Annotated in this window: 14 protein-coding genes; 5 read left to right on the top strand and 9 right to left on the bottom strand. The window is 65.0% G+C overall.

The features are described 5' to 3' along the window. Positions 1 to 25 precede the first annotated feature (25 nt). Complete coding sequence (locus tag J4G43_RS35495; protein ID WP_208087772.1) at positions 26 to 1,492, top strand: flavin-containing monooxygenase; 1,467 nt, start codon at positions 26 to 28, stop codon at positions 1,490 to 1,492. Positions 1,493 to 1,509: 17 nt separating this feature from the next. On the opposite strand, the gene J4G43_RS35490 is transcribed toward J4G43_RS35495, so the two are convergent. From J4G43_RS35490 to J4G43_RS35480, 3 genes are read right to left on the bottom strand one after another with little or no spacing between them, the layout of a single operon-like run. Then, entirely contained in the window at positions 1,510 to 2,751 is a 1,242-nt protein-coding gene (locus tag J4G43_RS35490) for a YbfB/YjiJ family MFS transporter (RefSeq protein WP_208087771.1), read from the bottom strand. A gap of 32 nt (positions 2,752 to 2,783) precedes the next feature. After that, a complete protein-coding gene (locus J4G43_RS35485; RefSeq protein WP_208087770.1) occupies positions 2,784 to 3,020 on the bottom strand; it encodes a tautomerase family protein in 237 nt (78 codons plus the stop codon). Between the two features lie 15 nt (positions 3,021 to 3,035). Continuing rightward, the gene (locus J4G43_RS35480; protein ID WP_208087769.1) at positions 3,036 to 3,746 is read right to left on the bottom strand and encodes an SDR family NAD(P)-dependent oxidoreductase; all 711 of its coding nucleotides are present in this window, start codon (positions 3,744 to 3,746) and stop codon (positions 3,036 to 3,038) included. 213 nt (positions 3,747 to 3,959) lie between these two features. Between J4G43_RS35480 and J4G43_RS35475 the strand changes: the two genes are divergently transcribed. Both J4G43_RS35475 and J4G43_RS35470 read left to right on the top strand, forming a co-directional pair. Then, positions 3,960 to 4,883, top strand: coding sequence for a LysR family transcriptional regulator (locus tag J4G43_RS35475; protein ID WP_208087768.1), 924 nt, complete (start codon positions 3,960 to 3,962; stop codon positions 4,881 to 4,883). 153 nt (positions 4,884 to 5,036) lie between these two features. Further along, complete coding sequence (locus J4G43_RS35470; protein WP_014493894.1) at positions 5,037 to 5,192, top strand: hypothetical protein; 156 nt, start codon at positions 5,037 to 5,039, stop codon at positions 5,190 to 5,192. 16 nt (positions 5,193 to 5,208) lie between these two features. Here the strand turns inward: J4G43_RS35470 and J4G43_RS35465 are convergent, their stop codons facing one another. Continuing rightward, positions 5,209 to 5,829 (bottom strand): hypothetical protein, encoded by a 621-nt coding sequence (locus J4G43_RS35465; RefSeq protein ID WP_208087767.1) that lies wholly within the window; start codon positions 5,827 to 5,829, stop codon positions 5,209 to 5,211. 232 nt (positions 5,830 to 6,061) lie between these two features. On the opposite strand from J4G43_RS35465, the gene J4G43_RS35460 reads away from it, so the two are divergent. Then, the gene (locus J4G43_RS35460; protein WP_208087766.1) at positions 6,062 to 6,991 is read left to right on the top strand and encodes an aspartyl/asparaginyl beta-hydroxylase domain-containing protein; all 930 of its coding nucleotides are present in this window, start codon (positions 6,062 to 6,064) and stop codon (positions 6,989 to 6,991) included. Positions 6,992 to 7,055: 64 nt separating this feature from the next. Here the strand turns inward: J4G43_RS35460 and J4G43_RS35455 are convergent, their stop codons facing one another. Both J4G43_RS35455 and J4G43_RS35450 read right to left on the bottom strand, forming a co-directional pair. Further along, complete coding sequence (locus J4G43_RS35455) at positions 7,056 to 7,883, bottom strand: amino acid kinase family protein (RefSeq protein ID WP_166342736.1); 828 nt, start codon at positions 7,881 to 7,883, stop codon at positions 7,056 to 7,058. A 13-nt stretch (positions 7,884 to 7,896) separates the two neighbouring features. Next, positions 7,897 to 8,709, bottom strand: coding sequence for an amino acid kinase family protein (locus J4G43_RS35450; protein WP_208087765.1), 813 nt, complete (start codon positions 8,707 to 8,709; stop codon positions 7,897 to 7,899). 131 nt (positions 8,710 to 8,840) lie between these two features. Here J4G43_RS35450 and J4G43_RS35445 point away from each other — a divergent pair, with 131 nt between their 5' ends. Beyond that, positions 8,841 to 9,299 carry a YybH family protein gene (locus J4G43_RS35445; RefSeq protein ID WP_208087764.1) on the top strand — a complete coding sequence of 153 codons (459 nt, stop codon included), beginning with the start codon at positions 8,841 to 8,843 and terminating at the stop codon, positions 9,297 to 9,299. Positions 9,300 to 9,356: 57 nt separating this feature from the next. Here J4G43_RS35445 and J4G43_RS35440 read toward each other — a convergent pair whose 3' ends face one another. The 3 genes from J4G43_RS35440 to galE all read right to left on the bottom strand — a co-directional run bounded on the left by J4G43_RS35440 (position 9,357) and on the right by galE (position 13,030). Further along, positions 9,357 to 10,058, bottom strand: a complete 702-nt coding sequence (locus tag J4G43_RS35440) for a fumarylacetoacetate hydrolase family protein (RefSeq protein ID WP_208087763.1) — start codon at positions 10,056 to 10,058, stop codon at positions 9,357 to 9,359. Positions 10,059 to 10,095: 37 nt separating this feature from the next. Continuing rightward, positions 10,096 to 11,898: an ABC transporter ATP-binding protein gene (locus J4G43_RS35435; RefSeq protein WP_166099532.1), complete on the bottom strand. Its 1,803-nt coding sequence runs from the start codon at positions 11,896 to 11,898 to the stop codon at positions 10,096 to 10,098. Positions 11,899 to 12,016: 118 nt separating this feature from the next. After that, complete coding sequence (gene galE, locus J4G43_RS35430) at positions 12,017 to 13,030, bottom strand: UDP-glucose 4-epimerase GalE (protein WP_028153516.1); 1,014 nt, start codon at positions 13,028 to 13,030, stop codon at positions 12,017 to 12,019. Between the last annotated feature and the right edge of the window lie 73 nt (positions 13,031 to 13,103).

Here is a 13,103-nt window from a genome sequence, read left to right as displayed (position 1 = left end):
CCCATCCTGTGCCGGGGAGAACGCCATGGCGAAAGCCGCAGAACATTTCGACGTGCTGATCGTCGGTGCCGGCCTGTCCGGCATCGGCGCGGGTTATCATCTTCAGAGCAAGTGCCCGGGCAAGAGCTACGTCATTCTCGAGGGGCGCGACTGCATCGGCGGGACCTGGGACCTGTTTCGCTATCCCGGTGTCCGCTCCGACAGCGACATGTTTACGCTCGGCTATTCCTTCAAGCCGTGGACCGATCCGAAGGCGATCGCCGACGGGCCGCAGATCCTGAATTACGTGCGCGAGACAGCAGCCGAGAACGGCATCGAGACGCACATCCGCTTCCGCCATCGCGTCAAGCGCGCGTCCTGGTCGACGCCGGATGCGCGCTGGACCATCGAGGCCGAGCGCATTACGGGCGAGGGCGCAACCGAGCTCGTGCGCTTCACCTGCAATTTCCTGTTCATGTGCTCGGGCTACTACAAATACGAGGCGGGCTATACGCCGGAGTTTGCGGGCGTGGCAGATTTCGCCGGCCGCATCGTGCATCCGCAGAAATGGACCGAGGACATCGACTGCGCGGGAAAACGCGTCGTCGTGATCGGCTCGGGCGCAACCGCAGTGACGCTGGTGCCGGAGCTCGCCAAGAAGGCGGCGCAGGTCACCATGCTCCAGCGCTCGCCGACCTATGTGGTGTCGCGTCCTGCGCAGGACCCCGTGGCCAACAAATTGCGCCGCAATCTGCCGACGCGGCTTGCCTATCATGTCATCCGCTGGCGCAACGTGATGTGGGGGATGTTCTTCTTCCAGCTCAGCCGGCGCCGGCCTGCCAAGGTGAAGGAGCTGGTGCTCAAGGGGGTGCAGATGGCGCTCGGCCCCGACTACGACGTCGCGACCCATTTCACGCCGCGCTACAATCCCTGGGACCAGCGGCTCTGCCTCGTGCCGGACGGCGACCTGTTCAAGGCGATCCGCGAGCAGCGCGCCGCCGTCGTCACCAACGAGATCGACACCTTTACGCGCGACGGCATTCGCCTGAAGGATGGCAGCGAGCTTGCGGCCGACATCATCGTCACCGCGACGGGGCTGGTGCTCCAGGTCGTCGGCGGTCTCGAAATCAGCGTCGACGGCCGCGCCATCGATTTCGCCAACACGCTGACCTACAAGGGCATGATGTATGCCGACGTGCCGAACATGGCGTCAGCCTTCGGCTACACCAACGCGTCCTGGACGCTGAAATGCGATCTCACCTGCGAATATGTCTGCCGGCTCATCAACTACATGGACCGGCACAATTTCCGTCAGTGCATGCCGCACAATGACGACCCTGAAATCACCGCGCAGCCGTCGCTCGATTTCACCTCGGGCTATGTGCAGCGCTCGGTCGCGAAGATGCCGAAGCAGGGCTCGAAGCAGCCATGGCGGCTGTACCAGAACTACGCGCTCGACATCGTCTCCTTGCGCTTTGGCAAGATCGACGACGGCGTGATGCAGTATTCCTGATCACGCCGCCGCCCGCTTTATGCCTTGCGCGTGGTGAGCGCGAGCCCAAGATCGATCGCAAGCGCGAGCACCACGGCGGCGCCGCCAAGTCCGAACAGGACCAGATAGTCGCCGCCGGTCTGCGCGTAGATCCAGGAGAAGCCGTAGGCTGCCGCCGCCTGGAACAGCGCAAAGCTCGTGGTGGCGTGGCTCCATGTCGCGCGCTGCTGCTCGGTCGAGTGCGGCACGAGCTCATGAATGCGCCCGAGCACCAGCGGTACGATACCGGGTGTGAAGCCGCCGACCACGACGCTCGACACGATCAGCGAGAGAGGCGCGGTGCTGACGGTGGGCAGCAGCACGGCGGCCGCTTCAATCAGGAACGCCGCGCGCAGGGCCGGTCCAAATCCCGAGCGGTCACCGAGATGGCCGGTGACGAGCGGGCCGACGATGGCGCCGAGACCGTACAGCACCCAGTAGCGCGCGCCCGCGGCAATGCCCTGGCCGAGGCCACGCGCCACGAAGTCGACGATGAAGACCATGTGCGGCACCAGCGCCACCGCGTTGAGGCCATACTGGACCAGAAGCGCGCGCACGGCGGGCGAGGCCTGATGGGACTTCGCGTGACGCGAAGGCGCGGCATCGCTCTTGGCCTCCGCAGGCCAGTTCCACCAGCTCGCGAGTGTGAGCACGGCGGAGAGCATGCCGAGGCCATACCAGCTCTGCTGCAAGCCCTGTTGCAGGAGCAACGGCACCAGCGTGCCCGATGCCGCGACGCCAAGGCCGACGCCGGCAAAGATCACGCCGCCGACGATGCCGCGCCTCGCGGCCGATACGTGCGGCAGAATGACGGAGGCCGCCAGCACCATGATGATTCCGCCGGTCAGGCCCGACAGAAAGCGCCAGGCGAAAAACCAGGTGAACGACACCGGGGTAGAGCTCGCGAAAAAGGAGAGGGTGGCAAGCAGCATCATCGCCCGCAGTGCGCGGACTGCGCCGATGCGGGTGGCTAGTGCGCGTGCGGCGAGCGCGCCCGCGAGGTAACCGGCGAGGTTGGCTGCGCCGAGATAGACGACGTCGGATGCGCTGAACCACTTCGCGGCGATCAGCGCCGGGATCAGCGGCGTGTAGGAAAAGCGGGCGAGGCCAAGCCCGACCAGTGCTGCGCACAATCCCGCCACGGCGTACCGCCAAGCCTGCCGCGAATTCGATTGCGATTCCGATCCTGGCCGCTGATGCGGCCGGGCGTGGTGCCCAGTGTTTACATTGAGTTCGGTCATGTCATCCTCCTGCGCACACAGTGGCGCGCGGATCATCCTGTCTTTGCGGCGCGGCGGCGCCGGAAGTCCCGCACGGGCAGGCCGCCCCAGCCCCAATTGTCGGTGTCGACTTTCTCGATCACGACGAAGGTGGACTCGAGCGGCTTGCCGAGCACGTCGAGCAGCAACTGGCTCGATCCCTTGATCAGCGCGGCCTTCTCCTCCGCCGTGAGCGACGCCGCTCCCGGCGTCGTTCCTTCGCGGGTCACTTGAATGGTGACGATCGGCATGGTGTTTCTCCGCGCTCAGTGGCCGGCGCTCTGGCCGCCGTCGACGTGCAGGATCTCGCCGGTGACGAAGCTTGCCTGCTCGAGATAGAGCACGGCGCCAACGATGTCGGACATCTCACCCATGTGGCCGACCGGATGCAGCGCGCCGAGCTGGGCATGCGTCGCAACGGGATGCATCGGCGACTTGATGATGCCGGGCGCCACCGCGTTCACGCGGATGCCGCGCCTGGCGTATTCGATCGCGAGCGACTTGGTCGCGGCGTTCAGCCCGCCCTTGCTCAGCGAGGCCAGCACCGACGGCACGTTCGAATTGGCCTGATCGGCCAGGGTGGTCGTGATCTGGACGACGTGACCCGAACCCTGCTTCTCCATCTCCGCAATGGCGAGCTGCGTGATGTGGAAAAAGCCCGCAACGTTGGTGCCCATCACCGCCGCATAGTCCTCGGCCGTGTACTGCGTGAACGGCTTTGCGACGAAGATGCCGGCATTGTTGACCAGCGTGTCGACGCGGCCGAAGCGCGCGACGGCCTGCGAGACCACGCGTTGCGCGGTGGCCCGGTCGGCGATGTCGCCGGGAACGGCGAGGATGTCATCGTCGCCCGACGGCTTGACGGAACGCGCCGTTGCGACGACGCGATAGTTGCGATCGCGAAAACCCTGGACCAGGGCGGCGCCGATGCCCTGCGATGCACCGGTGATGATGGCGACCTTCTGCTCGATACCCATGGCTGACTCCTGTTGTTGGCTTTCAGAACCTGCGCCAGCAGCGGCTGGCTCGCGTACTGAGGTACGCCGCGGCGGCCCGGCTGCGAATACACGTTGTCCGGCAGACACTGTTACGTGGTGCGAACGAATGCCGGACCGGCCTTTGGCGGCGGTTGTCGCGGCGGGGGCGAGCGCCTAGCTTGTCACTGGAATTTGATGGGGCGACGGGTAGGCATGGATCGTCTGGATGCGATGAAGGTGTTCGTCCTTGCGGTGGACGAGGGCAGCTTGGCCGCCGCAGGACGCAAGCTCGGCCGCTCGCCGGCGGCGGTCAGCCGCGCCATCGCTTTCCTCGAGGAGCGGGTCGGCGCCGAGCTGCTGCACCGGACGACGCGATCGATCAAGCTGAGCGAGGAGGGCGAGCGCTATGTTGCGATCTGCCGTCGCGTGCTCACCGAGCTGGAGGAGGCCGACGACATCGTGGCCGGACCGCGCACGGCGCCCCGCGGCCTGCTCGCGATCACGGCGCCGGTGGTCTCGGGCGAGATGGTGCTGCGGCCGATCCTCGATGCATTTCTCGATGCCTATCCGACGGTGTCGGCGAAGCTCCTGCTGTTCGACCGTTCGGTCAATCTGATCGAGGAGGGCGTCGACATCGCGCTTCGCATCGGGCCTCTCGCGGATTCGGCGATGGTGGCGATGCGGGTCGGCGAGATCAGCCGCGTCGTGGTGGCTGCGCCGCGCTACCTGAAGCAGCACCCGCGCATCGCTGAACCCGGCGATCTCGCCAAGCACCAGATCGTGGCGATGGCGCACCTGCCCAATTCCTGGACCTTTGCGCCACAGGCCGGCTCATCGGCAGCCAGGACAGTCCAGTTCATCCCGCGACTCGTCGTCAACAGCACCTATGCGGCGGTGGCATCCGCGGTTGCCGGGCGCGGCGTGGCGCGGATGTATTCGTACCAGGTGGCCGAGCAGGTCGCGAGCGGCGAGCTCGAGATCGTGCTGGCCGGCGATGAGGATCCGGAGATGCCCGCGCATTTGATCTGCCCGCAGGGCCGGCTCGCGGTGCCGAAGGTACGGGCCTTCACCGACTTCGCCGTGCCCCGGCTGAAGAAGCACTTTGCGCAGCTCAAGAAGAGCCTCGGTGCACGCTAGACATTGCGGCCGCGCGGCGACTGCCAATGCGTTGTTTTGCGTATACGGCCGCCGGGCTGAATCGGCGACGGTTCCAGAACGGTTAACGCCGATTTAACGGATGAGTCCTAGCCTGTCTCGGCCGGGGTTACTCGCAAGGCCGAGGTGAGCCCAATGGAAGCCCAGAAGATTGCGGTCGACGCCGTCGTCGCGCTGACCGATTGCGACCGCGACGCCGTCATCGCCTTCATCCGTCGGCTCTATCTCGCCGGCGTCACCGACCCGAAGCGCCTGACCTTCAAGGGTCTCCAGGCGCTGTCGCGGGCTTGATCGAACACAATCGAATCTACTTGATGGTCGGATCGCTGATCCGGATCGAGGTGACGCGGTCCTGCCGCACCTCGAATGAGAAGGGCCATGGCTCGTACGTCCAGAGCTCCGTTTTCTCCAGCCCGCTAGGCCCGACGTGGAATGGGCCGCCGAACTGCGCCATCAGTTTGTCGGTGCTGTCGCCGAGATTGACCCGGTTGAAGCTGTACGCGGCGACCGGTGTCTCGCCGCTGATCTGGAGTGCGACAGTGCGGTTCGCTTTCACGATGGCGGCAAGATAGGGAAACTCGCCGGTCTTGCCGAGGAAGCAGACATAGGCCGTCGCGTTGTTCGGTTGCGGCAGCCTGCGGTGCGGCTCGCCGAGCACGGCCTTGAGCGAGGTCTCCGAGATGCCGACGCCCAGCGCGCCCATACGCTGGCAGGCAAAGCTAAGCACGTCGGGATCGGGCGGGGTGATGCGCTTACCGGCTTCGACCTTGCAGGCGAATGTCTGCCCGACCCGTAGCCACTGGCCGCGCAGCTCCGGATCCGGAGGCTTGCCGCCTTGGGGTAACGGCGAAGTGCCTTGGCCGTTCACGGGTGCGAATATTCCAAGCAGAACCAGCGCGAGCGCGGAGCCCGCCAACGACCGCCACATCCCCAAGACGCACCCCGATTTTCCAACCCTGGAACCAGGATAGCACGCCGCAAACCGACCGCAACGCGGGTATTGGCGGCGGGTCAGCTACGATTTCAAATTGTGCGCGGCGCGCTCGGGACGTCCCAATCACAACCTGCGGAACAGCCTCAGGATGCACGCCAATATCTTGCAGCTCGGGCCGGGTCGGAGTAGATCACGTCCCCAGCTGGGTCACTCGGGATTTGGGGAAATGCTGAAACAGCTTTTTGCGCCGCAACTTGTCATTCTCTATGTGCTCGCGGCTTCGACCATTTACGTTCACTTCCGCGGCAAGCAGCGACTGCGCTTCGCCCGCCAGCTCGGCGATCACTCGACCTATCTCGCGCCCTACAACGTGCTGATGTATGCGGGCTCGGCCGTGCCGAATAAGCCGGTGATCCCGGTCGATCAGTTTCCGGAGTTGAAGCCACTCAGCGAGAATTGGGAGACCATTCGCGACGAGGCGGTGCGCCTGTTCGACGAAGGTTTTATTCGCGCGGCCGCGAAGAACAACGATTGGGGCTTCTACTCGTTCTTCAAGAGCGGCTGGAAGCGGTTTTATCTGAAATGGTATGACGACTTCCTGCCGTCGGCGAACACGCTGTGCCCGAAGACGGTGGAGCTGCTCAAATCGATCCCGAGCGTGCACGGCGCGATGTTCGCGATGCTGCCGCCGGGCGGCAAGCTTGGCGCGCACCGCGATCCCTTTGCCGGCTCGCTGCGTTATCACCTCGGCCTCGTCACGCCGAACTCGTACAAGTGCCGCATCCTCGTCGACGGCGTCGAATGCGTCTGGCGCGACGGCGAGGCCTTCATGTTCGACGAGACCTTCATCCACAGCGCGGAGAATGCGACCGACGTCAACCGCATCATCCTGTTCTGCGACGTCGAGCGCCCGATGAAGTACGGCTTCATGACCGCGATCAATCGCTGGGTCAGCCATCACATCGTCAAGGCCTCCGCGACCCAGAACGTGGACGGCGAGAGCGTCGGCGTGCTCAACAAGGTATTCGGCAAGCTCTACGAGATCCATCTCGGCAGCCGCAAGGTCAAGGAGTGGAACCGCAACGTCTACTACACGCTGAAATATTCGCTGACGGCGCTGATCCTCGGTCTCATCGTGATGTCGGCGCTGCGCTAATCCGCCCTACGAAAAACCCCGGAGCAGGCTCCGGGGTTTTGTTTTTACGGACGTTGCCGCTGCCTCACACCGGCTTGGCGCCGGTGTTGATGATCGACCCCACATGCTGCCCGCGCAGCGCCGCCGCGATCCGGCCGGGAACGAGGCCGTTGACCACCTGCACGCGCGCGATGTGTCGTGCGTTGGCCATCACCTCGAGCAGCGCGGGATCGAACGGCAGTGTGCCCTTCAGCTTCGCAAGATCGGCAAAGCTCGTCTCTTTCAGCAGCTCGGCCTTCTTGCCATCCGCGCCATTGGGATCGGTCGTGTAGACGCCGTCAACGTCCTCCACGATCGTGAGCCCGGCAGCGCCAAGCGCGTCGGCGAGCAGGAAGGCGCCGGTATCGGCCCGATGCAGCGGGATGCGCGCGGTCGGGAATTCATGATGGTGGTAGGGCGGGAACGCGCTGCCGACGACAGCGCGCGCCGCCTGGAGGTGAATGGCGAGCTGGCTCGCGATGGTCGGGTGCTCGACATAGGAGACACCCTCCGGTGCGAGCAGGCTTGCCAGGATGTGGCCGTTCTGACCGGCCTCGCTGGCGGCGAGCGGTGCGAGCGAACCCACGGGAAGGCCGAGATCGAGGCCGACGCTGTAGAGATGGCGGGCGCGGATGCCGGCGCCGGTCAGGATGAGCAGACGATGCTCCGGCAAGAGCGACCGCAGCTCGTCGACGAGCGGGAGGATCGCTTCGTGACCGCGGTCCATGATGCGGCCGCCGATCTTGATGACCTGCAGCCAGGGCAGCAGCTTGATCGGGCGGTTGCCGGCAACGGGGCGGGTGAGATCGCTGTCGAGCAGAGTCTGGCGCGCGAGCGGCGAGGCGACGTGCTTGATCTGGTTGGTATCAGCCATGACGGTGCTCTCTTCAGCTCGCGGTGATGATGGTGCCGACATGCTCGCCCGCAAGCGCGCGGGTGAGATTGCCGGGGACGAGGCCGTTGATGATCTGCACCTGCCGGACATGGCGCGCCGAGGTGAGGAGATCGAGCACCGGGAATTCGAGGATCGAATCCTGCAGGTCCTTGGCCTTCATCTCCGCCACCGAGATCTTCGGGATGAAGGTGGCGTTCTTCGACGTCTTCGGGTTCGCGGTGTAGAGGCCGTTCTCGTCCTTCACATAGATCATCGCCTTGCAGCCGAACTGCTCGGCGACGAGGAAGCATCCGGCGTCGGTGCGATAGGGCGGGATCACGCCCTCGGCCGCGGGCCGCATCCACAGGCTATAGGGCGGCATGCCGCTGAAGATCACCGCACTCACCTCGGCGAGGAACAGCGGCACGGACGACAGCCCGGCGCTGGAGACGGCGGAGATACCGTGCTTGGCCAGCAGCTGCCCGAGCATCGCGGCGTTCTGATCGGCGACGGAAGCCCCGAGCTGCGACAGCACGCCGGCCGGCAGCCGGAGCCCGGCGGCGATCGAATACAGATGCCGCGCACGGGTGCCGGCGCCGGTTCCGATCAGGAGCTTGTGCGCCTTGCGGGCGGCGACGATCTCCTCGACGATTGGATAGACCGCGGCACGGCCGCGATCGATCATGCTCTGGCCGCCGATCTTGATGACGGTTGCATCGGGGAGGATGCGGAAGTCCGCTGCCTTCTCCGCTGCGGCCACAAGCTGTGGGTCGGTGAGCGAGCGCTGCATCAGCAGCCCCTCGAGCTCCGTGATCGTGTTCGACATCCGAGACATCCTCTCGTTTTCTGATGCAGTCTCTGCGGCGGACCCTTCAGCCTCGACCGCGAATCTTGCCGCACACTTCAGTCCATGGCAACAAGGTCGCCGCGATTTAGCGGCCAAACATGGAGCAGGCAATGGCCCCGTTGCCACTTGCGAACACCGAGATCGTGCAATTCTTCCGCGCGTGGCTGGATACCTTCTCAGGCCATGTCCGCGAGGTCGACTACGCCTCGGCGCGGCCGCTGTTTCACCCGGACGTGCTCGCTTTCGGTACGCATAACGACGTCATCCCGGGGCTCGACCAGTGGGTTACGACGCAATGGAATAACGTCTGGCCGAGGACGACCGACTTCCGCTTCGTCCTTGATCAGGTCTCGATCCTGGCATCCCCCGACGGCACGATGGCGACGGTGGTCGTGCCGTGGACGAGCACGGGCTACCATCCCGATGGCAGCGCGTTTCCGCGCCCCGGCCGCGCGACGATGGTGTTTTCAAAAAATGGCGACAGCTGGCTGTGCGTGCATTCGCACATGTCGCTCAATCGCGGTGTGCCGCAGGCAAGCCACGCCAATCGGCCGGTGAAGGCCTGGTAGAAATGCAAAAGGCCCCGGACGTGTCCGGGGCCTTTCGATTTCCAGATGTCATTCAGCCTATTCCGGCTGGCCGATGCTCACCTTCAGCGTGCCGACGCCGTCGACGCCGCATTCGAGCTTGTCGCCGGGCTGGAGCTGCGACACGCCGGCCGGCGTGCCCGTCATGATGATGTCGCCGGCGGCGAGCTTCACCTGCTGCGAGAGCTGCAAGATGATCTCGGGCACGTTCCAGATCAGCTCGGTGAGATCGCCCTTCTGGGCTTCCTTGCCGTTGACCGTCAGCCAGATCTTGCCTTTGGCGGGATGGCCGATCTTCGAGGCCGGCTGCACCGCGGAGCAGGGCGCTGAGCCGTCGAACGACTTGCCGATCTCCCACGGACGCTCCTTCTTGCGCGAGGCGATCTGGAGGTCGCGGCGGGTGAGGTCGATGCCGACGGCATAGCCGTAGACATGGTCGAGCGCCTTGTCGGCGGGGATGTTGAGGCCGCCGCTCTTCATCGCGACGATCAGCTCGACCTCGTGATGCAGATCCTTGGTCAGCGGCGGATAGGGAATGGTGGCGCCATCGGGCACCAGCATGTCGGCATGCTTGGCGAAGAAGAACGGCGGGGCGCGCTCGTCGTTGCCCATCTCGCGGATGTGCTCGAGATAGTTGCGGCCGACGCACCAGATGCGGCGCACCGGGTAGCGGCCGCTCTCTCCGACGACGGGAAGCGAAGCCTGGGGCGGGAGCGGAATGACGTAGGAGGCGGCGTTCATGGAGCGATCTCGCTGCTCTTGAGGTTGATGAGGAACTCTATGCGGTTGCGCTGATCGGCGCCAGAGCGCCGGCGTCGTGATGTTGCAGGCGGAAGAACGAGGCGTAGCGACCGGAGCGGCGGAGCAATTCGTCGTGCCGGCCCTGTTCGACGATCTCGCCGCCCTCGACCACCAGGATCGCATCGGCGTGCATGATGGTGTGCAGGCGGTGCGCGATCACGATGGTGGTGCGGTTCTGACAGAGATGCTCGATCGCCTCCTGCACCTGCCGCTCGGACTCGGAATCGAGCGCGGCGGTGGCTTCATCGAGCAGGATGATCGGCGCGTTCTTGATCAGCGCGCGTGCCACCGCGATGCGCTGGCGCTGGCCGCCGGAGAGCTGCGTGCCGTGCTCACCGACCGGCGTGTCGTAACCGAGCGGGAAGCTCATGATGAAATCATGCGCGCAGGCGGCTTTCGCGGCATCAATGATTTGCTCTTCGGTCGCGCCGGGTTTGCCGAAGGCGATGTTGTTGCGGATGGTGTCGCGGAAGAGATAGACGTCCTGGCCGACATAGGCGGTCTGCGCGCGCAGCGATTTGCGCGAGATCGCGCCGATCGACTGACCGTCGATCACGATGTCGCCTTGCGTCACCTCGTAGAAGCGCAGCAGCAGCCCCAGCACGGTCGATTTGCCGCCGCCGGAGGGGCCGACCAGCGCGGTGACTTTTCCGGGCTCGGCAACGAAGGACATGCGGTTGAGGACGGTCTCGCCGGTCCGGTAAGAGAAGCTGACATCGCGCAGCTCGATCTTCGCTTCGGACAGCTTCAGCGCCGGCTTGTCGTCGTCGGAATGTTCGCTCGCCGGGCTGTCGACGACCTCGAGCAACATGCGCGCGCCGACGAGCTGGCTGTTCAGATCGATGTTGAGCCGCGCCAGCCGCTTGGCCGGCTCGGTCGCCATCAGGAACGCGGTCATGAAGGAGAAGAACGCGCCGGGCGTGGCGTTGAGCGCAACCACGCTGTAGCCGCCGTAGAGCAGGCAGCCGGCGACCGCGAAGCCGCCGAGCATCTCCATCAGCGGGTTGGAGCGGTTGGCGACGCGGGCCATCTTGTTGGCGTTGCGCTCGACGATCGCGATGTTCTCGTCGATGCGCTTCTGCATGGTGTCTTCGAGCGTGAATGCCTTCACCGTGCGGATGCCCTGGAGCGATTCCTGCATCGTCTCCAAGATGTCGGCGGTGCCGGTGAACTGGTTGAAGGCGAGGCCCTTGATGCGCTTGACCAGCTTGCGCAGCACCAGCATCGCCGGCGGCACCACGACGAGGCCGATGAACGACATCACCGGGTCCTGCCACACCATCACGCCGATCATGGCGAGCAGCATCATGAGGTCGCGCCCGACGGCGTTGACCAGCATGTTGAGCACGTCGGTGATGGATTTGGCGCCGGCCGTCAGCCGCGCCAGGAATTCAGACGAATGCCGTTCGGAGAAGAAGCCGACGCTCTCGCGCATCAGCTTGGCGAACAGCTGGCGCTGGTTGGTGGCGAGGATGGCGTTGGAGATCTTGGTCAGGATCACCATGTGGCCGTAGGTCGCTACACCCTTGATGAACAGCAGGATCACCGTGATGCCCGAGAACATCGCGATGCCCGGGATGTTCTTGTCGACATAGGCCTGGTTGATGACCTGGCCGAGCACGTAGGTCGCGCCCGCGGTCGATCCGGCGGCAAGCGCCATCAGCGCGAAGGCGACGAGGTAACGCCGCCAGTAGATGATCCCCTGTTCCGTGACCAGGCGGCGAATCAGGATTGCCGCCGTATAGGGATCGTCGGTGATTTTCTTTGGAAACTGGGCCATCCGGTGTCCATTGACGGGGCAAGGAAAAGCCTGCCCGCGCGTCAGGGATCGAAGGGCCTCTGTGCCCGCTAAAGCCGCGCTTTTCAAGCCCAATTAAGGGCTTGCGCTGGGATGGAATCTAGGCCGAGACGGCGTGGCGGAGCTCGCCATGGCGCTCGCGGAACAGCTTGTCCTCCCAGGCCAGCGCGTGGGCCGCGATGGTCTCGAGGTCGTCGTATTGCGGCTTCCAGTCGAGCAGGCCGCGGATGCGGCTGGTGTCGGCGACCATGGTCATGATGTCGCCGGGCCGGCGCGGGGCGTATTGCACGGCGAAGCTGCGCCCCGAAACCCGGCGCACGGCGTCGATGGTCTCCAGCACCGAATAGCCGCGGCCATAGCCGCAATTGAGCGTCGTCGAGGCGCCGCCATTGCGCAGGTAAGCGAGTGCCGAGCGATGGGCCTGCGAGAGGTCCGAGACGTGGATGAAGTCCCGGATGCAGCTGCCGTCCTGGGTCGGATAGTCGGTGCCGAACACGTCGATCTTGGCGCGCTGGCCGGTCGCGGCCTCGACGGCGATCTTGAGCAGATGCGTGGCGCCGACGGTGGCCAGCCCGATGCGCGCCTGCGGATCGGCACCGGCGACGTTGAAATAGCGCAAGGTCACGTATTGCATGCCATAGGCGGCGGCGACGTCGTGCAGCATGATCTCGGTCATCAGCTTCGACGAGCCGTAGGGCGACAGCGGCCGCGTCGGCGCGTGCTCGGGCACCGGTACCAGGTCCGGATTGCCGTAGACGGCCGCGGTCGAGGAGAAGATGAAACGGCTGATGCCGCGCTTGACGGCGACGTTGAGCAGGTTGCGCGCGGTCATGAAGTTGTTGCGGTAGTAGCCGAGCGGATCGCGCATCGACTCCGGCACGACGACGGAGCCCGCGAAATGGATGATGCTCTCGATGTTGTGCTGGGCGATCACGCCTTCGACCAGGTTCTCGTCGCCGGCGTCGCCAATGAACAGCGGCACGCCCTCGGGCAGATAGGCGGAAAAACCGGTGGAGAGATCGTCGATCACGACGACGTCCTCGCCGGCTTCCGCCAGCGCCAGGACCGTGTGACTTCCGATATAGCCGGCGCCGCCGGTGACTAGCACAGTCATGATCTCACCCGTCTTCGATCAACGTGCCACGTTAACGTTTGCGCGGTGAAGAGGGGGTTTCGGCAGCCCTGAA

This window comes from Bradyrhizobium barranii subsp. barranii, from assembly GCF_017565645.3.
In the GTDB taxonomy this organism is placed as follows: Bacteria; Pseudomonadota; Alphaproteobacteria; order Rhizobiales; family Xanthobacteraceae; genus Bradyrhizobium; species Bradyrhizobium barranii.
Note: the sequence above shows the minus strand (reverse complement) of the source record. Positions and strands in the feature narration are given on the sequence as shown.

Coding starts and splice junctions, on each gene's coding strand:
- J4G43_RS35495 (WP_208087772.1), top strand. CDS start 26: ATGGCGAAAGCCGCAGAACATTTCGACGTGCTGATCGTCGGTGCCGGC.
- J4G43_RS35490 (WP_208087771.1), bottom strand. CDS start 2,751: ATGACCGAACTCAATGTAAACACTGGGCACCACGCCCGGCCGCATCAG.
- J4G43_RS35485 (WP_208087770.1), bottom strand. CDS start 3,020: ATGCCGATCGTCACCATTCAAGTGACCCGCGAAGGAACGACGCCGGGA.
- J4G43_RS35480 (WP_208087769.1), bottom strand. CDS start 3,746: ATGGGTATCGAGCAGAAGGTCGCCATCATCACCGGTGCATCGCAGGGC.
- J4G43_RS35475 (WP_208087768.1), top strand. CDS start 3,960: ATGGATCGTCTGGATGCGATGAAGGTGTTCGTCCTTGCGGTGGACGAG.
- J4G43_RS35470 (WP_014493894.1), top strand. CDS start 5,037: ATGGAAGCCCAGAAGATTGCGGTCGACGCCGTCGTCGCGCTGACCGAT.
- J4G43_RS35465 (WP_208087767.1), bottom strand. CDS start 5,829: ATGTGGCGGTCGTTGGCGGGCTCCGCGCTCGCGCTGGTTCTGCTTGGA.
- J4G43_RS35460 (WP_208087766.1), top strand. CDS start 6,062: ATGCTGAAACAGCTTTTTGCGCCGCAACTTGTCATTCTCTATGTGCTC.
- J4G43_RS35455 (WP_166342736.1), bottom strand. CDS start 7,883: ATGGCTGATACCAACCAGATCAAGCACGTCGCCTCGCCGCTCGCGCGC.
- J4G43_RS35450 (WP_208087765.1), bottom strand. CDS start 8,709: ATGTCGAACACGATCACGGAGCTCGAGGGGCTGCTGATGCAGCGCTCG.
- J4G43_RS35445 (WP_208087764.1), top strand. CDS start 8,841: ATGGCCCCGTTGCCACTTGCGAACACCGAGATCGTGCAATTCTTCCGC.
- J4G43_RS35440 (WP_208087763.1), bottom strand. CDS start 10,058: ATGAACGCCGCCTCCTACGTCATTCCGCTCCCGCCCCAGGCTTCGCTT.
- J4G43_RS35435 (WP_166099532.1), bottom strand. CDS start 11,898: ATGGCCCAGTTTCCAAAGAAAATCACCGACGATCCCTATACGGCGGCA.
- galE (WP_028153516.1), bottom strand. CDS start 13,030: ATGACTGTGCTAGTCACCGGCGGCGCCGGCTATATCGGAAGTCACACG.